The sequence below is a fragment of the Xanthomonas sp. NCPPB 1754 genome, from assembly GCF_041475725.2.
Lineage (GTDB): Bacteria > Pseudomonadota > Gammaproteobacteria > Xanthomonadales > Xanthomonadaceae > Xanthomonas > Xanthomonas euvesicatoria.
This window is the reverse complement of sequence record NZ_CM192982.1, coordinates 3046126-3066606: the sequence shown is the minus strand read 5'-3', so window position 1 is coordinate 3066606 and position 20481 is coordinate 3046126. Positions and strand designations below refer to the sequence as shown.

The following is a 20481-nucleotide window of genomic DNA, read 5'->3' as shown; positions in this document are numbered from 1 at the left end:
TTGAAAACGCGCATGAATTTGAAAATCGGAGCTGGCCGGCAAACGGGTGCCGTTCTCTATGTCGCTCTGATCATCCTGGTGCTCTTGGCATTGATTGGTATCGCGGGCATCCAAGTCTCCGGCATGCAGGAGAAGATGGCATCCAATTACCGAGCAGTGAATCGTGCCTTCGAGGAGGCGGAGGGGACTGTTAGAAATGCCGAAAATTCAGTGGAAAAAATTTCCAATAGAACCACCTCATCGACTGATACTACCAGCCTGGTGGCATCAGGTGACATAAAGCGGGTTTGCGACGACGGCTTTGATCCGATGCAATGGGCACAGGCGCAGACATCCAATCGAGCCGTCAACGTTCGTCAAATCGATCAATGTATTCAAGGCGAAGCAAATATCGGAATGGGCCAGCCCGTCGATCCGGCATCTCCTGTTTTCCAAATCACGGGTGTTGCAGCCGATGACCAGAACAACCCTAGTTCCGAAGCCGCAGTAGACACCGTCTTCAAGCTTTGAAGAAACGCACATGACAGCTAACAAAAAGAAAGTAATCCTTGCTTCTGCGTTGACCGGCGCAGTCGGATTGGGGTTCTTCATCTATACATTGATTGCTGCGCAGGGACAGGGCGTACTGGCTCAGGCGCCGATGAACGACCAGGTGCAGACGCCTCCCGCGTTCATCATGGCGGTGGATGACTCGGGCTCGATGACATTTCAGACTCAGTTTCCGGGACAGGACGGTCAAGGATGCTGGAGCACGGCTAGGCAGAGCTTCTTTTCTGCTCAAGGCGCATTGAACACAGAGGATTCGCCGAGCGTGACGTGTAGTTACAACCATGTCCTGCCCGGCGTTCGTATCGACGAAAACCGTCGCGGCGTCCCACCCCTGGACAGTCTTGGGTTTGCGCGCTCTTCTGCCTACAACCCCACCTATTACGATCCTGTTGTCAAATATGATCCGTGGATAAATAACGATGGGAATCCCTTCCCTCAGGCAGATTTGGTCAATACGCGGATCAACCCGCTCCAGGCAGGCGCCACTGTGGCGCTTGCTTCCAACTATATGGGGGATGATTTCAGCAGCAGTTTCAGAATTCAGAATGGAATGGTGCTACCTCGCGGTACGGGATACAGGCAGCGTTTCCAGGATAACAATGGCAATCTCTACTTCGGAATTGAACAGGTAACGACTTCCGACGTAACCTGGAATGGTGGTTCGCAGACGCTACTGATCAGGTTCTGGCCGGCGACCTTCTTTGTGCCTTATACAAGCGACACGGATGCCAGGCCGCTTCTCGCTGGCGCCGCCGCTTACGATGCGGTCCAGCGCGATCGGGTACGCAATGTATGTGGTACCGGCTGCGATATGTGGAAGTACACAATAAAGGCGGCAAATACTGATGCCCTTCAGAACTTTGCAAATTGGTTTTCATTCTATGGAAATCGAAACCGAGCCATCATTGCCGGCATGACTAGGTCGTTGGCTAACGTCAATAATATGCGGGTTGGTTTTTTCAGGATCAACCAGAACGCAAGTTACGACTCGGTCAATGAAAAATTGCCCATGCGCAACATGGGTACGCAAAGCGAGAAAACGGCCCTGTATAATTCGATTCTGGCCTTGCCCGCTAGTGGCGGCACGCCGAATCGGCAGGCAGTCAACGCGGCTGGTATCCAGTTTCAGCGGACCGATAGTGCAGCTCCTGTCCAGTTGGCATGTCAAAAAAATGCGGTCATGCTGTTTACGGATGGATACAGTAACCAGGATGGCCCATCCGTAAGTAACGCGAGCGGCGACGGGAATATGGGGATTCCTTTTGCCGACACCTATGACAACACCATGGGCGACATTGCTGCCAAGTATTATAATAATATCAATGGTGGTTCTCCCATTCGAGCGGATATGCCATCTGGTTTGGTGCCCGTTCCAAGCTCATGCAACACCGCTAATGCAAGTGTCAGACTGGATTGTCAGAAGAATCTGCATGTTAACTTCTATGGCATCACGCTAGGTGCGCGCGGTAATCTTTTCAATCCAGATGTTGTACAAGACGCGTACACGACACCGGCGATTTATCAAAACTGGCCGCCGCGCGAGAACGATGAGAGAAGTACTGTCGACGATATCTGGCATGCGGCTACGAACACGCGTGGGCAGTACATCAATGCCCGGACGCCGGCTGAAATCACTCAAGCAATGCGACGTGTACTTTCCTCGGTGACGGCGGGTTCTTCGCCTTCAGGTACGCTGGCTCAAAGTGGTGCCCGTATCGGCGTAGGATCCTTCTCGGTTGCCCCAAACTATGAAATTGCAAATGAGGGCACTGACTGGTTTGGGCGGCTCACCGGATACACTGTCTCGGTCAACCCGCAGACCCGCGTGGCGGTCAGCACTGCTGCATGGGAAGCTAGTGCGCGCATGCCGTCCGCGGCGGCTCGTAATGTGTTGGTGAGCAAGGCCGGGGTGGTTTCAGCGTTCAACGAGACGAATATCTCTTTGTCGGATCTGTGCACCAAGTCGACTGCGCTTTACCCGGGTATGTCCTTGTGCACTGCTTTGGATCTTGCAACTCTTGGGGCGAATGCAGCCACGGCGACCGCTTATCTGCGCGGGGACGCGTCTGGAGAAGTGCGAAGCGGAGGTCGCTTGCGTGACCGAACGACCGTTCTGGGCGACATCGTCAACTCGACTCCTGTGATCAGTTCTCCACTGGATGATTATGGTTACGGCAGTCTGCCGGGCAACCCGGGGGCTACCTATCAGGCCTATTTGAATACGAAAAAGGCCGGCCGTAACTATATGGTCTATGTGGGGGCCAATGATGGAATGCTGCATGGCTTTGACGGTGGTATGAATGGCGATGGCGTTATGGCCTCCAACGGCGGGGTCGAGCGTTTCGCATATATCCCGTCGACCGCACTGGGCCATATGGGTAATCTGCTCTTGCCATATGACCCGGCCAATCAAAGCGATCAGAAATTCGGTCATCGCTACTATGTCGATGGGCCCTTGGCCATATCCGACACGTACTACGGCGGCGCATGGAAGACCAGTCTAGTCGGCACTGCTGGCGCTGGCGGCCGAAGCGTTTTTGCGATGGACGTTACGACGCCTACCAGTGTGACTGCGGCCAGCCGGCTTTGGGAGATCAGCGATCTCGACAGCTCATTGTCCGCTGCGATACGTGCCAATATCGGATTTGTGCTCGGCAAGCCAGTCATCGTGCCGGTGTTGAGTTCGAATGGTACGGTGACCTGGAAGGCGGTCTTCGGCAACGGCTACAACAGCGCTAGCGGGAAAGCTGTCCTGTTTCTTGTAGATATCAAGGCGGGTACGCCCACCGTAACGATGATCGAAGCTGCCGAGAGCGGCAGTACTGTCTCCGGTAGCAACGGTTTGGGCAATATCGTGGTTGTTGATCGGTGGGGCGGCACGGGCCAGTCGGAAAGGGTGCGTGATGGCTATGCAGATACTGTCTATGCTGCCGATCAAAAGGGAGCTATTTGGAAATTCGATTTGCGCAACACCACGACTACGCTTACGGTCCCGCTGTTCACCAGTCGTACGTCTGTGGAGAATGGCGCGACATACCGGCAGCCGATCACGGGTGGCCTGGTGGCCAGTGCCGGTGAAAATGGTGGTGTGACGTTGTTCTTCGGTACTGGCAGCTTCTCTTTCCAGAACGACCCGTTCGATACAGCGATCCAGTCCCTGTACGGCATCAACGACGTCGCTGCGGGGAGCGTCACCAGCACGATTACGCGTTCGAACCTTCAGGCCAATTCGATCGCCACTTCTGGTACATCTCGCAGTCTGGTTATGGGCTCCAGTGTGGCAGGCGGGCAGGGGTGGTATGTGGATCTACCGGCTGGCGAGCGTATGGTGGGGAATCCTAGTGTCGCGTCGGGTATCGTTTTCATACCCACTTATGTCCCCAATCCCAACAGTGTGGGCTGTGCATCCCAGGGGAGCAACTGGCTGTTTGGGCTGAACACCCGCACAGGTGGTGCGGCGCTGGATGTTGCAAGAAACGGCTCTCCCTCAGGGGCAGCTTTTGCTTCCGGGACTGCGGCGACGTCATTGACCACGCAGGGGACGACACCCGTGAAAGACGTGGGTGTTTCAGCGATTCCACGCTTGACTCCCTCCGAAACGGGCGGGTCTCTGCCACCCGGTGGTAGCTCTTGCTGGATGGTGATCAGTGTGGCGGGCGCGCAGCCGATGTATGTTCCTTATCCCTGCGGAAGACAGTCGTGGAGGCAAATTCAGTGACGATGCTATTCGAACACTCTCGTGCAAGAGCGATGACTCGCACTGTGGCGCAGATGCGTGGGTTTACGCTAATTGAGCTGATGATTGTCGTTGCCGTGGTTGCGATCTTGTCTGCGATCGCGTATCCGAGCTATACCGAACACGTGCGGAAGTCGAGGCGCGCGCAGGCAAAAGTTGATTTGGTCGAATATGGCCAGCTAGCGGAGCGATTTCACACAGTGCAGAACACTTACGTTGGTTTCAGTTTGCCGTCGACGGTGTCACCACGCGAGGGGGGAACCGCGGCTTACAGTCTTGCCCTGTCACAGCAGACGCAGTCGGGATATGTCATCACAGCAACGCCGGGCGCTGCTCAGGTCGCGGACAAGTGCGGAACCTTGAGTATCGATCAGGCCTCTCGTAAGACCAATTCAAAGGGGCTCAAGTCAGATTGCTGGTAGCGGATGAAAAAAGTCTTGAGGTGTTGCATTGCCTCAGGATCTTGCTACAATGCCCACCCCGCCCGAATAGCTCAGCCGGTTAGAGCACTTGACTGTTAATCAGGGGGTCGTTGGTTCGAGTCCAACTTCGGGCGCCAAGATGTTCAAAAAGCCGCGACGTGTCGCGGCTTTTTGTTTGCCTGGTCATCGGGCTGCGCAGCTGGTAGGGCTGGTGTAGCGCACAGTGCGTGCTCTTCCGGAGTTGTTGACCACCACGTCAGCGAGTCGCCTAGCGTTGCTGCAGAGGCTGATGGTGATGTTCGTGCCGCTGCTGCGGCCGTTCGGCAGGAAGCGAACGATTGATCGTCCAGCTGTGCTGACGATATCGATGCCGCCGGTGGCGGAGTCTTGCTCCACTCGGACCACGGATGCAGCGTTTGGCGGCTGCCCATCGCGCCCTGGATCCTTAAAGAGAATCCATCCCTGGCTCCAGATGCGATCTGTTCGGCAACGTGTGCCATCCATGGAGGGGCAAAGGCTGACAGGCGCGCCTTGGGTGACGGCAAGGCTTCTGGCCATTGCAAGGTGCGCAGTTAGCAGGTGCACGCGCGTGGTCGCTCGCTGCCACTCGATGAGGCTTTTGAAGCTGGGCATGCCGATGGCTGCGCCGATTCCGATGATCGCCATCACGATGAGCAACTGGACTGCGGTGTACCCTCTCGCGCTCGAATAGCCTGCTGCATCCATTGCGCGTCTCCTTGAAGTGGAGCAAGCAGTCTCAACATTGGTTGCTTGCCAGGTAACGCTGCCTCCACTTGCATGGCTGTCAGGGTTCTACCGATGCTGGCCTCCGTAAATTCGTGCAGCCTCCCCCCGAGATCCGCTCCATGACCGACCGTTTTCAGCTCGTATCCCCATACTCGCCAGCGGGCGACCAGCCTGCCGCCATCGACAAGTTGGTGGCCAACTTCGAGGCTGGGCTGGCCAAGCAGACCTTGTTGGGTGTAACGGGCTCGGGCAAGACCTACACCATTGCCAATGTGGTCCAGCAGGTGCAGAAGCCGACGCTGGTGATGGCGCCGAACAAGACGTTGGCGGCACAGCTTTACGGCGAGTTCAAGTCGTTCTTCCCGCATAACGCGGTCGAGTACTTCGTCAGCTACTACGACTACTACCAGCCGGAAGCTTATGTGCCGTCGTCGGACACCTTCATCGAGAAGGACAGTTCGATCAATGAACACATCGAGCAGATGCGCTTGTCGGCGACCAAGACCTTGCTGTCTCGGCGCGATTCGCTGGTGGTGGCGACGGTGTCGGCAATCTACGGCCTCGGCGCGCCGGAGGACTATCTATCGCTGCGTCTGATCCTGTCGGTTGGCGAGCACATCGATCAGCGCCAGTTGATCCGCCATCTCACCGATCTGCAATACACCCGCAACGAGTTCGAACTGACGCGCGGTGCCTTTCGCGTGCGCGGCGAGGTGTTGGATGTGTTCCCGGCCGAGTCGGATACCGAAGCCTTGCGCATCGAGTTGTTCGATGGCGACATCGAGCAGCTGACGTTGTTCGATCCACTCACTGGCGAAACCTTGCGCAAGTTGCAGCGCTACACCGTGTACCCGAAGACCCATTACGCCACGACGCGTGAGCGCACGTTGAGTGCGGTGGACACCATCAAGGAAGAGCTGAAAGAACGCCTGGAACAGCTCTATGCGCAGAACAAGCTGGTCGAGGCGCAACGTCTGGCGCAGCGCACGCAATTCGATCTGGAAATGATGGCCGAGGTGGGTTTTTGCAACGGTATCGAAAACTACTCGCGTCATCTCACCGGCAAGGCGCCCGGCGAGCCGCCGCCGACCCTGTTCGACTACCTGCCGCCGGACGCGCTGCTGGTCATCGATGAGTCGCATGTGACCATTCCGCAGATCGGTGCGATGTACAAGGGCGACCGTTCGCGCAAGGAAACGCTGGTGGAGTTCGGTTTTCGATTGCCGTCTGCCTTGGACAACCGCCCCTTGCGTTTCGAAGAGTGGGAGGCGCGTTCGCCACGCAGCATCTATGTCTCGGCAACGCCGGGGCCTTATGAGGTGCGCGAGTCTGCCGGCGAAGTCACGGAACTGGTGGTGCGCCCAACCGGTCTGATCGACCCGGTGGTGGAAATCCGTCCGGTTGGTACGCAGGTCGACGACCTCATGTCCGAGGTCCACGAGCGCATCAAGCTCGGCGATCGCGTGTTGGTGACCACGTTGACCAAGCGCATGGCCGAGAACCTCACCGAGTATCTGGGCGAGCACGGGATTCGGGTGCGCTACCTGCACTCGGATATCGACACCGTCGAGCGCGTGGAGATCATCCGCGACCTGCGCCTGGGCAAGTTCGATGTGCTCGTGGGCATCAACCTGCTGCGCGAGGGTTTGGACATGCCGGAAGTCTCGCTGGTGGCCATCCTGGATGCCGACAAGGAGGGCTTCCTGCGATCGACCGGATCGCTGATTCAGACCATTGGCCGTGCCGCACGCAATCTGCGCGGCAAGGCCATTCTGTATGCCGACAAGATAACGCGCTCGATGCAGGCGGCAATCGACGAGACCGATCGTCGCCGCGAGAAGCAGGTCGAGTACAACCTGGAACATGGCATCACACCGAAATCCGTCGAGCGGCCGATCGCCGACATCATGGAAGGCGCGCGCGACGATGCGGCCGAGAAGAAGTCGGGCAAGGGCCGTTCGAAATCGCGCCAGGTTGCTGAGGAGACGCCCGATTACCGTGCCATGAAGCCTGCGGAAATCGCTGGCAAGCTCAAGAGTCTGGAACAGAAGATGTACCAGCACGCCAAGGATCTGGAGTTCGAGGCCGCAGCCCAGATTCGCGACCAGATCCAGAAGTTGAAGGCTGCCAGCTTGGGATAGGGCGGATGGCTCGCCCTGCAGACACGATAGGACTTGTGGTCGGTAAAACCCTGCGCTAGAATGCGCGCCCTGCACAGCGCAATGCTGACGCAGGATTCGGGCGGTTAGCTCAGCGGTAGAGCACTACCTTGACATGGTAGGGGTCACAGGTTCGAACCCTGTACCGCCCACCACTCTAAGTCCAGACGGTACAGAGGCTTGAGTGGTTTCAAGATCGGCAGCGACGTCTGCCATTGACCCCCAAAGCGACCCCACGCAAAAGCTCTTGCAGCTTTGGCATGTGTCAGTTCGGGTCTGTGTTACTGGAATCACGGCCTTCCTGTGCTTTCATCTCTGCCTGTCTGCCTGTCTGCCTGCCTGCGCTGCGCGTTGCGTGTCGATTGGCAATGTTGAAGCATGTCGCTCGCATATGGATGTTGGCTGTCTTCGGTCAAAACGTCCCCAGCCAGGTGCGCGGCGATGCGGAATCGTGCCGCGCCATTTGTCTGATCTGCCCGTTTCGGACGATGCGCGATGCCATGGGCGTATCGCCCCCCCAGATGGACGAACTCCCAATGCCGCTCTCTTCCTCCCAAGCGCACCGAAAGTGCCTCGAGTGTCGGAAATAAGTGTTCAGTGCGGCTGTTTTGCGGGTTAGCGCGGCCCACCGCCGCCCGGTTAGCCGATACCGCTTTCACCGTCACACGTCTTGCTTTAGCATCGCCACCGCGCTGACGGAAAGGAAGGCTGGCGATGGACGAATATCAGCACACCGTGCTGACCAGGGGCGGATATCGTGTTGTGGCGATTACGCGTGACGAGGTGTATGCACCCGACGCGGTCGTGGCATACGCCGTCGTGACCGATGCGGGTACGCGGATCACGCCGGATTTGTCTCTGGACCAGGCCAAGGTCTGGATCGATTCGCTGGTGGAGAGCGAGAGCGGCGGACGCAAGTCCGAGCTTGTCGACCGTAAGCCGGTCGTGCGTCGCTAGCCCGCCATCGTGATGCAAGCCTAAGGAGAAGGGCGCATGTCCAAACCCAAAATCATCGCAATTGCCACGCTGGTGGCGGTGCTAGTCGGATACTGCCTGTCTGGCTATCTCACCCTGCTGTTGCTGCGGCTCGACACCGGTCTGTACGGGTGGGACACCTACTACCGCTATTTCAGCGCGCTTGGGTTGCCCCAAGTGGCGCCTTACGCGACCAAGATCAAGATTGCGGGCGCGCTTGGATTTGGCCTGCCGGTGCTGGTCTGGGCGATTGCCGTTGTGCTCATCGTCAAGCCCAAGGCGCGCGCCCTGCACGGTGACGCGCGCTTCGCTGGCGCCGCCGACCTCTCCAAGCATGGGCTGTTCAAGCCCGCCGGAAACGGCATTGTCGTCGGCAAGTTCAATGGCAAGCTGGTGCGACTGAGCGGCCAGCAATTCGTGATTCTTGCTGCGCCGACGCGCTCGGGCAAGGGTGTCGGTGTCGTCATTCCTAACCTCTTGGAGTATCAAGAATCGATCGTCGTCCTGGACATCAAGCAGGAGAACTTCGACCTGACCAGCGGGTGGCGCGCCAGTCAGGGCCACGAAGTCTTCCTGTTCAACCCGTTCGCCGAAGACCGTCGCACGCATCGCTGGAATCCGTTGACCTATGTGTCGAACGACCCCGCATTCCGCGTTTCGGATCTGATGAGCATCGCGGCGATGCTGTACCCGGACGGCTCCGACGACCAGAAGTTCTGGGTCAGCCAAGCGCGCAACGCGTTCATGGCATTCGCGCTGTACCTGTTCGAGAACTGGGACGAGGAGCTGTCGCTCGGTTTCCCGGGTGGGGCAGGGGCGCCCACGCTAGGCGGGATCTATCGCCTGTCCTCGGGCGACGGTACCGATCTCAAGAAATATCTGAAGTCGCTGTCCGAGCGGCGGTTCCTCAGCAGCAACGCCAAGTCGGCCTTTGCCAACCTGCTGTCCCAGGCGGATGAGACCTTCGCCTCGATCATGGGCACCTTGAAGGAGCCGCTCAATGCATGGATCAATCCGGTGCTGGACGCCGCCACCAGTGCGGATGACTTCCTGCTCACGGACCTTCGCAAGAAGAAGATGACCATCTACATCGGCATCCAGCCCAACAAGCTGGCCGAAAGCCGCCTGATCATCAATCTGCTCTTCAGCCAGATCATCAACCTCAATACCCGCGAACTGCCCAAGTCCAACCCTGAGCTCAAATATCAGTGCCTGTTGCTGATGGACGAATTCACCTCGATCGGCAAGGTGGACATCATCGCGACCGCGGTAGCCTACATGGCCGGCTACAACATCCGCCTGCTGCCCATCATCCAGAGCATGGCGCAGTTGGACGCAACCTACGGCAAAGATCTGTCACGCACCATCATCACCAACCACGCCCTGCAGATCCTCTACGCGCCGCGCGAACAGCAGGACGCCAACGACTACTCCGAGATGCTGGGTTACACCACCATCAAGAAGAAGAACGTCACCCGAGGGCGGGAGACCACCCATAGCGTGTCAGAAGAGCGGCGGGCTCTGATGTTGCCCCAGGAGCTCAAGGCCATGGGCAACGAGAAGGAAGTGTTCCTGTACGAGGGGATCCCGCATCCGGTGAAGTGCGACAAGATTCGCTACTACGAGGATCGCTACTTCACTGCGCGCTTGCTGCCAAAAACTGAAGTGAAAACGCTTACCATTAAAGTGTGATTGATGTCACATTTGTAGTGCGGTGCCTGGTGTGCAATTCTTGACGGATCTGCTTGTTAAGGGCAAAGTTAGCAAGAATCTGCGGTGTAGATAGATGGTCGTAGGGGAGCGGCGCCGGATGGGCCGTACTGGAGTAAGGCTATGGATGGTTTATCAGCGTATTCATTTTTCTCGGCAGCACGCACTCGCAACTGGGGCGACCCAGCGGGTGGTAGAGCCGCGAGAAACGCATCAATAACACGTTTCCTCCGGTACCCACTGGTGCGCGGAGGCTTAGTGCTGTCCGTCTTAAGCCCGAAATTTCATGAGTTGGAGAAGTCAGAGTGAATCCGATGTATGTGTCCAAGCTGTCGTTGGTGCTAGTGGCTGCAGCATTGGTAGGCGCGTGCGCGACCAAGCCTGCTCCTGACTTTGGTGGTCGTTGGAAGCACGTCAACCACTTTGACGAGGCGCCCACCGAAATTCCGCTCTACACCTCGTACACGTATCAGGCCACGCCCATGGACGGTACGCTGAAGACCATGCTGGAACGCTGGGCTGCGGATTCCAATATGCAGCTGTCCTACAACTTGCCATCGGACTACACCTTGATCGGGCCGGTTTCCGCAATCAGCACGACCAGCGTCCAACAGGCCGCAACCGAGCTGAGTGCCGTGTACGCAGCCCAAGGAGTTTCGGTGTCGGTTTCTGCCAACAAGTTGCTGGTCCAACCAGTGCCGGTGTCGTCAGGCGCCAAGCTCTAAGGGCTGCCTCCTGCTCGATGCCTTTCAGGCATGGAGCCGGCGGTGTTCCTACCTTCTCAAGTACCCGCGACGCGTTGCGGCAATGGTTTCAGGCCTGACAAGGCCCCACGGTGACGGATCTAGACATGTTGCGTAAGAAGGTCAGTGAAAAGGACGGTTCCGCCCAAGTGGGTGCGGCCGTCCAAAAAGCGGTGAATTATGAGGTCAGCATTGCCGACCTCGCGCGCCGCAGCGAAAAGCGTGCCTGGATCGTGGCGACGCTGTCGATGCTGGTCACCGTCATGACAGCGGGCGGCTACTACTACATGCTGCCGTTGAAGGAGAAAGTGCCATATCTGGTCATGGCGGACGCGTATTCCGGTACCAGCACCATTGCGAAGCTTGAAGCGAATTTTGGTGGACGCATGGTCAGCACTAGCGAGGCATTAGCGCGCAGCAATGTTGCACGTTTCATTACATCGCGTGAATCGTTTGATGCCTCGACGATAGGTGACCGTGATTGGAACACTGTCGTTGCCATGGCTACAGGTAACGTTCTTGGTGAATATCGTGCGCTACATGCTGGAAATAATCCCGCCAGACCTTTTAATACTTACGGCACCTCTCGTGCTATTCGGGTCAATATTCTCAGTATTACGCTTATAGGAGGAAGTGGTAAGCCTTACACTGGCGCCACTGTACGTTTCCAACGAAATGTGTATGACAAAGCCTCGGCCGCGGCCACGTTCTTAGATAACAAGATCGCTACAATGGGTTTTGTCTATCAAGATAATCTTGAGATGAGTGATACCCTTCGGGTGGAAAATCCACTGGGATTTCGTGTCACAGATTATCGTGTGGATAACGATTATTCGTCTTTACCGGCAGCGCCCTCTTCGGTTAGCCCGCAAGCCCAAGTTGCGCCACAGATTGCAGCTCCTCAGCAGGCCGCATTAGGCGTAGTAGATCCAAACGCGGCCGCCGCAGCCGGGCAGGGTAGTGTTTCAGCCCAGCAGGGTGTTCTTAATCAACAGGGGATGCCTGTCCAGCAGGTGCCGCCAGGATATTCCAGCCAAGTGCAGCCGGCGAGCCAACCTCAGGCGCAGCCCGCGGTCCAATATCAAGGGATGCCGAACAATGTCAAAGGAGCTAGCGGTCGATGAAACCCTCTAAAATCTATGGGGCTGTATTGACTGCAGCGCTAATATTTCCCTTATGTGTGAGTTCGGTGAACGCTCAGGTCGTGCAGGAGTATGAGTACGCTCCCAATCAAATTTATCAGGTCCGTACTGGATTAGGTATCACCACTCAGATTGAACTCAGCCCGAATGAGAAAATTCTGGACTACAGCACTGGGTTTTCCGGAGGCTGGGAACTTACTCGGCGTGAAAACGTTTTTTATCTAAAGCCCAAGAATGTTGATGTAGATACGAATATGATGATTCGTACGGCCACTCATTCTTACATTTTAGAACTGAAAGTTGTAGCGACAGATTGGCAGCGGCTTGAGCAAGCTAAGCAGGCAGGCGTTCAATATAAGGTTGTTTTCTCCTACCCAAAAGACACAAGTTTTAATAACGTCGAAGACGCTGATGCGGCAAAAAATGGGCCATTGCTGAGTGCCAAAATCCTCAAGGATCGAAGGTACTACTATAATTATGATTACTCGACTCGAAGTAAAAAGTCATGGCTGATTCCAAGTCGTGTATATGATGATGGAAAATTCACTTATATTAATATGGATTTGACGCGCTTCCCGTCAGGAAATTTTCCCGCCGTCTTTGCCCGGGAAAAAGAGCATAGCGAGGACTTTCTTGTGAATACGACCGTCGAAGGTAATACCTTGATCGTTCACGGGACGTATCCTTTCCTGGTGGTTCGTCACGGCGATAATGTTGTCGGTCTGCGAAGGAACAAGCAAAAGTGAACTCAAATATTCCAAACAGCCCTGATGAGCGTTCTCACGACAACCGTGATGGCGATCAAGCCCGTAGTCAATATGATGAGCGCAGCAATCCCTACTTCGTTCGCCAGCAGGAGGGTGCCGAGCCGAATCTGGACGCGAATGAACCCGTACTGCGTTCCAATGACATCAAACGACTAAACCGCAAAGCGTTGGTTTTTCTTGCGCTAGTTGCTGGCTTGCTTCTTTTGGCGATATTTTGGTTGGCAAAACAGGGCTCTGGTGACACAGCACCAGTGAAGCCGCGAACTGAAACAGTAGTTGCGCCCGCCCTTCCTCAAAACATGACTACGCCAGTAGACACGGCGCCGGTACCTCTAGTGCAATCGCCTAGTATGCCGCCATTGCCGCCGATGCCCCCCGATGAGATCGAAACCACGGCGCCAGTCCCCGAACGCCCGAGGGCTCCAACGCTCCTTGAGCGGCGTATTCTTGCTGAGCAACAGTCTGCTGTTCCGGATAGTTCGGGTATTGCCGGAATTCCCGGGCAGCCCGAAGCGCAATCTGCAACCCCGCGCGATGAACAGGTGACACTGGCTAAGCCGATTAGTAATCCTGATGGGTTACTGGTTCGCGGCACCTATATCCGCTGTGTGCTGGAGACCAGGATACTTTCCGACTTTGGCGGATATACCTCCTGCATCGTTACCGAACCCGTCTATTCGATCAATGGACACAATCTGTTGTTGCCCAAAGGCTCCAAGATGTTGGGTGAATACAGCGCGGGGGAGCCAAGTACTCGGCGTTTACAAGTTGTGTGGGATCGAGTTACTACGCCGACTGGGCTTGATGTAACGCTTGTCGGCCCCGGTATCGATACTTTAGGCAGTTCCGGTCATCCCGGTCAGTATAACGCTCACTGGGGTAATAAAATTGCTTCAGCTTTATTTATAAGTCTTCTGAGTGATGCGTTTAAATATGCTGCAGCAGAGTACGGTCCTGAAACCACTACAATCGGCGTAGGCTCTGGCATAGTGACTCAGCAACCGTTTGAGAGTAATACGGCGCGTACCATGCAACAGCTTGCTGAGCAGGCGGTGGAGAAATCCGGCCGTCGCCCAGCAACGCTGACAATCAATCAAGGTACTGTTTTGAACGTGTACGTCGCAAAAGACGTTGATTTCTCAGCGGTGCTGCCAAAGTGAGTGCCATGACGATTGACGACTCTCCAACCGCGCGAATTTCAAATGATTTTCTGGATTACCAGTACTCTGTACTTGGCATTCTGGATTACTTGAACTCGCCCGAAGTTACGGAGATCTGCATCAATCGTCCGGGTGAGTTATATCTTGAGACGGTCAATGGTTGGCAGCGGATGGAGGTACCCTCGCTAACCTTTGATCGTGCTAGACAGTTCTGCACCGCGGTCGTGAACGAGAGTAATACTGGACAGCGCATCACCGATGCTGATCCCGTGGTTTCTTTGACATTTCCCACGGGCCAACGTGCGCAGTTTGTGATTCCGCCTGCCTGCGATGCCGGTAAGGTCTCGATTACGATTCGCTTGCCCTCAAAGCACACGAAGACGCTTGAGCAATACTCAAGTGACGGGTTTTTCGATCAGGTGCTAGAGGAGGCTGCTGATGTAAGCGAGCATGATCGCGAATTGCTTGAGTTACGTCGAAATAAAAACTATTCCGAGTTTTTTAAGAAAGCAGTGCTTTATAAAAAGAACGTAGTCGTAGCCGGTGCGACCGGCAGCGGAAAGACTACTTTTATGAAGGCTCTTGTGAACCACATCCCCAATGAAGAGCGTTTGGTTACTATTGAAGACGCCCGGGAGCTATTCATCAGTCAGCCTAACTCAGTGCATCTGCTTTACTCGAAGGGGGGGCAGAGTGCGAGTAACGTAACGGCTAAGAGCTGCATGGAGGCCTGTTTGCGTATGAAGCCTGATCGGATCATTTTGGCAGAATTGCGTGGCGATGAGTCGTTCTACTTTATTAGAAACTGTGCATCTGGCCATCCTGGCTCCATTACAAGTTGTCACGCTGGTAGTGTTGAGCAAACTTGGGACCAACTAGCGCTGATGGTGAAAGCATCGAACGAGGGTTCCGGCCTGGAGTTTGAGGTAATCAAGCGTTTGTTACGTATGACTATCGATATCGTAGTACATATCAAGGCGCACGCAGGGCGCCGTTTTATCACCGGAATCGATTTCGATCCTGTGAGGACGTTGCGAGGTGGCTGAATTGCTGCCAATGATTGATGTCGATCTGGCCTGGAGGAGAGGGTGATGCTGCCTGGCATGGAGTTAATGGGCTGCACGGGACTTGCCGTGCCCGGAGAAGTTATGCAGCATGTCGTCCGCGTTGAGTCTTCGCTTAATCCATATGCTATCGGTGTTGTCGGTGGTCGTCTGGTGCGCGAGCCTCGCGGTCTTGAGGAAGCTGTAGCCACGGCTAAGATGCTGGAGCAGAAAGGCTTTAATTTTTCACTGGGACTTGGCCAAGTCAATCGTTACAACCTGCAAAAGTATGGTTTAACTAGCTACGAAATGGCATTTGCTAAGTGCCCCAACCTAGTGGCCGCCTCTAAAATTTTGGCCGAGTGCCACTCACGTTCGGGCGCGAACTGGGGTAAATCTTTTAGTTGTTACTATTCTGGTAACTTTGAGACCGGCTTCAAGCACGGGTATGTGCAGAAGATTTATGCGTCCATCCGAGAGTCAGTTGGATCTTCGGGAGTGAAGCCTATTGCGGTAGTTCCAAATCGAACAATCAAGATGCGTGCAGAAAAGCCCCTGCAACAGGCTTTTACCGAGTTGGCAGATGCTGTCGTGGCTCGACGGATTCGAGACATTGCAAATCCGCAGACACAGGTTTCACAGCAAGGTCCTATGATTGCATCACCCACGCCAGTAGGTCAGGGGCCATCGGCATCTCCGCTTCCGCCTGCCGATGACGCATTTTACGTGGTTAAAGCGACAGGACAGGGTAAGGGTGTGGCTGTACCTGCTGGCTTAGAGAAAGCTTTTACTGCAACAAACCAAGCGCCAGCCAGTGTGGCGCCGGCGCAGACGAGTCCTAAAAATCAGCAAGTCGATACTGCGTTTGTTTTTTAACCAGGATGGATAATTTGCCTAGGATGGGCCAATAGACCCCCCCGCTCTAAAGGAGATGAAAATGAAGTTTGAAATTGACAAAAAGGCAGCAGCCGATGCAAAGATGATCGGGATGCAGGCATTGAAGGCTCTGGTTTTTACATCGGCACTGCTTGTAGCCGGCGGTACATTTGCTCAGACCAATCAATTGGCAAATACAGACACTAAGGTTTGTGGTTTCTTAGGGAATGTGAACAGCCTACTTACAATGGGTTCTGTTGCTGTAGTGACGATTGCTGTGATTGTTGCAGGCTATCAGATTGCATTTGCTCATAAGCGTATTTCCGAAGTTTCTCCAATTTTGATTGGTGGTGTGCTTATTGGTGCAGCGGGACAAGTTGCAAACATGATCATCGGCGACCGCGGAAGCAATATATGTAAAGGGGATGCGGCTGCGGCTCTAATCCAGTTCATTCAATACTATGCATAAAGATGTTCTTTTTCGCGCCTGTACGCGCCCAGCCATGTTTTTGGGAGTGCCTTATATCCCATTCTTCATCGGCGCCGGTGGAGGACTGCTGCTGGGAATGTACATCAACTTTTGGTACCTGCTGACTATTCCTGTCATTATCTTTGTGATGCGGCAAATGGCGAGGCGGGACGAGATGATTTTTAGATTGATGGGGCTGCGCTTGCTGTTTCGTATGCGTGTTCGTAATGTGCAACGCTACTCCGGGATGTGGGTGTTCAGTCCTAACGAATATCGTAAAAATCCTCCCGGAAAACGTCAGTAAAATTATCAACTACCCACCCCGTCTGAATAGATCGCACGGGGTGGGTAGTTTATTTTATCAAACCCTTGCGACGCTCTCTTCTTAACCTGGTAATAAAATGTTTAGCCCAGATAGCCCGATCAGTGAATTTGTCTCGGTCTCTACTCATGTCGCTCCTTCTGTTCTGAAGACGACTGGGGGTGATTATTTGTTGATCTGGCATCTAGCTGGCCTACCTTTTGTCGGCTGGGATGAGTTCGAGCTTGAGCAACGCCACAACACTTTTAATCGATTAGTGCAAACGCTGCGTGCCCCAGATTTTGCAAATGTAGCGTTTTGGGTGCATGACGTTCGTCGCAGGCGCAAAATTAACGACTCCAGTCGGTTCAAGCAATCTTTCAATCAGGCATTGTCCGATGATTATTATGCGGCTTTGTCGGGGCAGAAAATCATGCAGAACGAGTTGTACTTCAGCATGATATATCGTCCCGTTCTTAGTGGGAAACGCTTGGTTGAAAAATCCAGCGATCCTAATAAGATCAGGGTTGAAGAAGAGCAGGCTATTGCCAAGGTGATTGAGCTTGCTACCAATGTTGAGGCGGTATTGAAGGATTACTCTCCCTATCGCCTGAGTATGTACGAGGCAAAAAATGGCATTGTCTTCTCGGAAAGCCTTGAGTTTCTTGGTTATCTATTGAATCGAATTGATGAGCCTGTACCGGTTTTGCAAGCGCCAGTGTCGGCTTATTTGCCAGTTAGTAAGCACATGTTTGCTAATAAAACCGGTGATTTCGTAATTCGCACGCCAGATGGCATCAATCACTTTGGTGCGATCCTTAATGTCAAAGAGTATGCTGATGGCACGTATCCTGGCATTCTTAATGGTCTAAAATATTTGGACTTCGAGTATGTGATCACGCATTCTTTCAGTCCAGTAGGCCGTCATGATGCCCTAAAGGTGCTTGAACGCACGAAAGGGATGATGATTTCGTCAGGTGACAAATCTTCTAGTCAAATTCGCGACTTGGATTTGGCGATGGATGATGTGGCATCTGGTAATTTCGTTTTGGGTGAGTACCACTTTACTCTTGCAGTCTACGCAGATAGCCAGGAAAAACTCGCAAGGCAGATTGCAACTACAAGAGCAGAGCTCTCTAACGCTGGTTTTGTTTCTTCAAAAGAAGACCTGGCAATTGCTTCTTCATTTTATGCCCAGCTGCCTGGTAACTGGCGATTCCGTACTCGTATTGCCAACCTTAGTTCGCTTAATTTTCTTGGCCTTTCACCGCTACATAATTTTGCTCAGGGCAAACAACACAACAATCCTTGGGGTGATTGTGTCACTACGCTGCAGACAACAAATGGTCAACCATATTACTTTAACTTTCACGCCACTCACCCCGCTGAAAATTCGCTAGGGGAGAAAGCGATTGCTAATACAATGGTGATTGGTAAGTCAGGCACCGGTAAAACCGCGCTTATCAATTTTCTGCTGAGTCAGGTGCAGAAGTTCGATCCAGTACCAACGATTTTTTTCTTCGATAAAGACCGTGGTGCGGAGATCTTCGTTCGTGCTTGTGGGGGTAACTATCTAGCGTTAGAAAACGGAGCGCCGACTGGTTTTAATCCTTTTCAGTGCGAACGCACCGAGGCTAATACCCAGTTTCTGGCAGAGTTGATCAAGGTTTTGGGTGGGAAGCCTGAATACAGCTCGCGGGAAGAGGAGGATATTTATCGTGCGGTAGAAGGCATGTTGGATACTCCTATGCACTTGCGCAGCATGAGTAACTTTAGGAAGAGCCTGCCTAATATGGGTGATGATGGTTTATACGCCCGCTTGCGTCGCTGGACTGCTGGTAACTCGCTAGGTTGGGTCTTCGATAATCCGGTGGATACAATCGATCTAACACGTGCTTCGATCATCGGCTTCGACTACACGGATGTAATCGATAACGCTGAAGTGCGCGTGCCTGTGATTAATTACTTGCTTCATCGATTAGAGGCGCTAATTGATGGGCGTCCACTAATCTATGTAATGGACGAGTTTTGGAAAATTCTGGATGGTAAGGGAGGTTTGAAAGAGTTCGCTAAGAATAAGCAGAAAACCATCCGTAAGCAGAATGGCTTGGGTATTTTTGCCACGCAAAGTCCAGAAGATGCTCTAGCCAGCGATATTGCTGCGGCGCTGATCGAGCAGACCGCGACCATGATTCTCTTACCTAATCCCAACGCCAGTCGCGACGATTATATCGAAGGACTCAAGCTCACTGATGCCGAATATCAGGTTGTGGTCTCATTGGATGAGCGGTCGCGCTGCTTCTTGGTCAAGCAAGGGCATGCTTCAGCTGTATGCCAGCTCAACTTGCGTGGAATGGATGATGCGCTCTCCGTGATTTCTTCTTCCACTGACAATATTGAGATTATGAATCAGGTCCTTTCGCGCAAGGCAGGTCAGGTAGGCGTGAGTGTTGATCAACTCGCGCCCGAGCAATGGCTGGAGGATTTTTATGCTAACCGTAAGGGTTCTGGTAAGCGAAAGTCGAGCAAGGATAGCGTCGAAGATAACGCATGATTTCTGATTTGATCCGGCCTACTATTTATATAGGTTGGCGCTGGTTTGCAGAAGATGGTGTGGCTTGCCCCTAGAGCGTGTTATGAGTTTGAGGCTTGCGCGGCTATCGTAAGCGGATGAGGCCGCCACGCCCGTATCCGACCGATGTATCCGATGAAGCATGGGCATTCGCTGCGCCCTGCTTGACCCTATTGGCTCCGCAGGCACGATAGAGCAGATATGACCTGCGTTTGATGTTCAACGCATTGCGCTGATGGCGCGGGCCGGGGCGCCATGGCGCTTGAGTGCCCCCGAGTTTCCGCCGTGGGAGACGGTCTACAGCAAACCCAGCGGTGGCTGCTTTGAGGCCATGATCAACGACTTGCTTTCCATCTTGCGGCTGGCTCAAGGCAAGCAGGCTCAGCCCAGCTGCATGATCCTAGATGGCGAACGCTGCAGTCCATCTGCGAAAGCGGACCGTGTGCTGGGTACGATGGTTACAAGCGCAAAAAGGGCAGCAAGGTGCACATGGCGGTGAACATGCTCGGCCATTTGCTTGTAGTGCAGATCATGGTGGCCGAAGAGCAGGAACGCGCCCAAGTGCGATCGCTGGCGCAGGAAGTTCGGCACGTGACGTGAGAGACGGTGAAACTAGCGTTCGTCGATCAAGGCCATACAGGCGAAGGACCGGCCGAAGCAGCGGACGCGGAAGGAATCGAACTGCACGTCGGAAAACTGCCGGAGGCCAAGAAAGGCTTTATGCTGCTGCTGCGCCGCTGGGTCGTGGAGTGCAGTTTCGGTTGGGTCAATCGGTTCCAACGCCTGGCAGGTAATTACGAAGGCCTGCGGGAAATACTGGCAGGACTCCACTTCGGCGTCTTCTCCATCCTGATGCTAGGAAATACCCCCATCTCTACTTCAAAGTTCATAACACGCTCTAGCGATCATCGTATTGAAGTCGCAGCTGGCGGTGGCCGACGCAGATGATCGTTATATGCTTTGCTATCGATCCACTGCCCGATGGACGTCGCTTCAAGCTCAGAGGCTAAATTTTTCAAATTTGTGTGGCCAGACGGGGGTAAAGCCGTCACCAAGCGCCGTCCTCTCATTTTGACGGCACTAATCGCGGAAGGTTAGCAGTGGTAAATA

Annotated in this window: 16 protein-coding genes, 2 tRNA genes and 1 pseudogene; 18 read left to right on the top strand and 1 reads right to left on the bottom strand. The window is 54.3% G+C overall.

Annotated features, from left to right (window positions below; genetic code table 11):
* The first annotated feature begins 12 nt into the window (after positions 1 to 12).
* The 4 genes from ACCQ15_RS13440 to ACCQ15_RS13425 all read left to right on the top strand — a co-directional run bounded on the left by ACCQ15_RS13440 (position 13) and on the right by ACCQ15_RS13425 (position 4844).
* A complete protein-coding gene (locus ACCQ15_RS13440; RefSeq protein ID WP_370486285.1) occupies positions 13 to 510 on the top strand; it encodes a pilus assembly PilX family protein in 498 nt (165 codons plus the stop codon).
* Between the two features lie 10 nt (positions 511 to 520).
* Complete coding sequence (locus tag ACCQ15_RS13435; RefSeq protein WP_122272613.1) at positions 521 to 4267, top strand: pilus assembly protein; 3747 nt, start codon at positions 521 to 523, stop codon at positions 4265 to 4267.
* A 32-nt stretch (positions 4268 to 4299) separates the two neighbouring features.
* On the top strand, positions 4300 to 4707 hold the full coding sequence (locus tag ACCQ15_RS13430; RefSeq protein ID WP_031423294.1) for a type IV pilin protein: 408 nt from the start codon (positions 4300 to 4302) through the stop codon (positions 4705 to 4707).
* Between the two features lie 60 nt (positions 4708 to 4767).
* Positions 4768 to 4844 (top strand) — tRNA-Asn (locus tag ACCQ15_RS13425).
* 46 nt (positions 4845 to 4890) lie between these two features.
* Here ACCQ15_RS13425 and ACCQ15_RS13420 read toward each other — a convergent pair.
* Positions 4891 to 5433, bottom strand: coding sequence for a GspH/FimT family pseudopilin (locus tag ACCQ15_RS13420; RefSeq protein WP_218555700.1), 543 nt, complete (start codon positions 5431 to 5433; stop codon positions 4891 to 4893).
* 140 nt (positions 5434 to 5573) lie between these two features.
* Between ACCQ15_RS13420 and uvrB the strand changes: the two genes are divergently transcribed.
* The 14 genes and pseudogenes from uvrB to ACCQ15_RS13350 all read left to right on the top strand — a co-directional run bounded on the left by uvrB (position 5574) and on the right by ACCQ15_RS13350 (position 20319).
* Complete coding sequence (gene uvrB / locus ACCQ15_RS13415; RefSeq protein WP_014090504.1) at positions 5574 to 7595, top strand: excinuclease ABC subunit UvrB; 2022 nt, start codon at positions 5574 to 5576, stop codon at positions 7593 to 7595.
* A 98-nt stretch (positions 7596 to 7693) separates the two neighbouring features.
* A tRNA-Val gene (locus ACCQ15_RS13410) sits at positions 7694 to 7768 on the top strand.
* A 559-nt stretch (positions 7769 to 8327) separates the two neighbouring features.
* A complete protein-coding gene (locus tag ACCQ15_RS13405) occupies positions 8328 to 8570 on the top strand; it encodes a hypothetical protein (RefSeq protein ID WP_372380665.1) in 243 nt (80 codons plus the stop codon).
* Positions 8571 to 8606: 36 nt separating this feature from the next.
* Positions 8607 to 10280: a type IV secretory system conjugative DNA transfer family protein gene (locus ACCQ15_RS13400; protein ID WP_011347915.1), complete on the top strand. Its 1674-nt coding sequence runs from the start codon at positions 8607 to 8609 to the stop codon at positions 10278 to 10280.
* 332 nt (positions 10281 to 10612) lie between these two features.
* A complete protein-coding gene (locus ACCQ15_RS13395; protein ID WP_005914237.1) occupies positions 10613 to 11023 on the top strand; it encodes a TcpQ domain-containing protein in 411 nt (136 codons plus the stop codon).
* A 125-nt stretch (positions 11024 to 11148) separates the two neighbouring features.
* Entirely contained in the window at positions 11149 to 12165 is a 1017-nt protein-coding gene (locus ACCQ15_RS13390; protein WP_011347914.1) for a VirB8 family type IV secretion system protein, read from the top strand.
* Positions 12162 to 12929, top strand: coding sequence for a TrbG/VirB9 family P-type conjugative transfer protein (locus tag ACCQ15_RS13385; RefSeq protein ID WP_372380664.1), 768 nt, complete (start codon positions 12162 to 12164; stop codon positions 12927 to 12929). The genes ACCQ15_RS13390 and ACCQ15_RS13385 overlap by 4 nt, the downstream gene beginning before the upstream one ends.
* On the top strand, positions 12926 to 14110 hold the full coding sequence (locus ACCQ15_RS13380) for a TraB/TrbI/VirB10 family type IV secretion system protein (protein WP_039416218.1): 1185 nt from the start codon (positions 12926 to 12928) through the stop codon (positions 14108 to 14110). The genes ACCQ15_RS13385 and ACCQ15_RS13380 overlap by 4 nt, the downstream gene beginning before the upstream one ends.
* The gene (gene virB11, locus ACCQ15_RS13375) at positions 14107 to 15156 is read left to right on the top strand and encodes a P-type DNA transfer ATPase VirB11 (protein ID WP_170808609.1); all 1050 of its coding nucleotides are present in this window, start codon (positions 14107 to 14109) and stop codon (positions 15154 to 15156) included. The genes ACCQ15_RS13380 and virB11 overlap by 4 nt, the downstream gene beginning before the upstream one ends.
* A 57-nt stretch (positions 15157 to 15213) precedes the next feature.
* On the top strand, positions 15214 to 16029 hold the full coding sequence (locus ACCQ15_RS13370; protein ID WP_071117583.1) for a lytic transglycosylase domain-containing protein: 816 nt from the start codon (positions 15214 to 15216) through the stop codon (positions 16027 to 16029).
* A gap of 61 nt (positions 16030 to 16090) precedes the next feature.
* Complete coding sequence (locus ACCQ15_RS13365) at positions 16091 to 16498, top strand: TrbC/VirB2 family protein (RefSeq protein ID WP_372380663.1); 408 nt, start codon at positions 16091 to 16093, stop codon at positions 16496 to 16498.
* Positions 16491 to 16802: a VirB3 family type IV secretion system protein gene (locus ACCQ15_RS13360; protein WP_372380662.1), complete on the top strand. Its 312-nt coding sequence runs from the start codon at positions 16491 to 16493 to the stop codon at positions 16800 to 16802. The genes ACCQ15_RS13365 and ACCQ15_RS13360 overlap by 8 nt, the downstream gene beginning before the upstream one ends.
* A gap of 97 nt (positions 16803 to 16899) precedes the next feature.
* Positions 16900 to 19353 carry a VirB4 family type IV secretion/conjugal transfer ATPase gene (locus ACCQ15_RS13355; protein ID WP_372380661.1) on the top strand — a complete coding sequence of 818 codons (2454 nt, stop codon included), beginning with the start codon at positions 16900 to 16902 and terminating at the stop codon, positions 19351 to 19353.
* 116 nt (positions 19354 to 19469) lie between these two features.
* Positions 19470 to 20319: pseudogene (locus tag ACCQ15_RS13350) on the top strand (IS5 family transposase).
* Positions 20320 to 20481: the final 162 nt, after the last annotated feature.

Coding starts and splice junctions, on each gene's coding strand:
- ACCQ15_RS13440 (WP_370486285.1), top strand. CDS start 13: ATGAATTTGAAAATCGGAGCTGGCCGGCAAACGGGTGCCGTTCTCTAT.
- ACCQ15_RS13435 (WP_122272613.1), top strand. CDS start 521: ATGACAGCTAACAAAAAGAAAGTAATCCTTGCTTCTGCGTTGACCGGC.
- ACCQ15_RS13430 (WP_031423294.1), top strand. CDS start 4,300: ATGACTCGCACTGTGGCGCAGATGCGTGGGTTTACGCTAATTGAGCTG.
- ACCQ15_RS13420 (WP_218555700.1), bottom strand. CDS start 5,433: ATGGATGCAGCAGGCTATTCGAGCGCGAGAGGGTACACCGCAGTCCAG.
- uvrB (WP_014090504.1), top strand. CDS start 5,574: ATGACCGACCGTTTTCAGCTCGTATCCCCATACTCGCCAGCGGGCGAC.
- ACCQ15_RS13405 (WP_372380665.1), top strand. CDS start 8,328: ATGGACGAATATCAGCACACCGTGCTGACCAGGGGCGGATATCGTGTT.
- ACCQ15_RS13400 (WP_011347915.1), top strand. CDS start 8,607: ATGTCCAAACCCAAAATCATCGCAATTGCCACGCTGGTGGCGGTGCTA.
- ACCQ15_RS13395 (WP_005914237.1), top strand. CDS start 10,613: ATGTATGTGTCCAAGCTGTCGTTGGTGCTAGTGGCTGCAGCATTGGTA.
- ACCQ15_RS13390 (WP_011347914.1), top strand. CDS start 11,149: ATGTTGCGTAAGAAGGTCAGTGAAAAGGACGGTTCCGCCCAAGTGGGT.
- ACCQ15_RS13385 (WP_372380664.1), top strand. CDS start 12,162: ATGAAACCCTCTAAAATCTATGGGGCTGTATTGACTGCAGCGCTAATA.
- ACCQ15_RS13370 (WP_071117583.1), top strand. CDS start 15,214: ATGGAGTTAATGGGCTGCACGGGACTTGCCGTGCCCGGAGAAGTTATG.
- ACCQ15_RS13365 (WP_372380663.1), top strand. CDS start 16,091: ATGAAGTTTGAAATTGACAAAAAGGCAGCAGCCGATGCAAAGATGATC.
- ACCQ15_RS13360 (WP_372380662.1), top strand. CDS start 16,491: ATGCATAAAGATGTTCTTTTTCGCGCCTGTACGCGCCCAGCCATGTTT.
- ACCQ15_RS13355 (WP_372380661.1), top strand. CDS start 16,900: ATGTTTAGCCCAGATAGCCCGATCAGTGAATTTGTCTCGGTCTCTACT.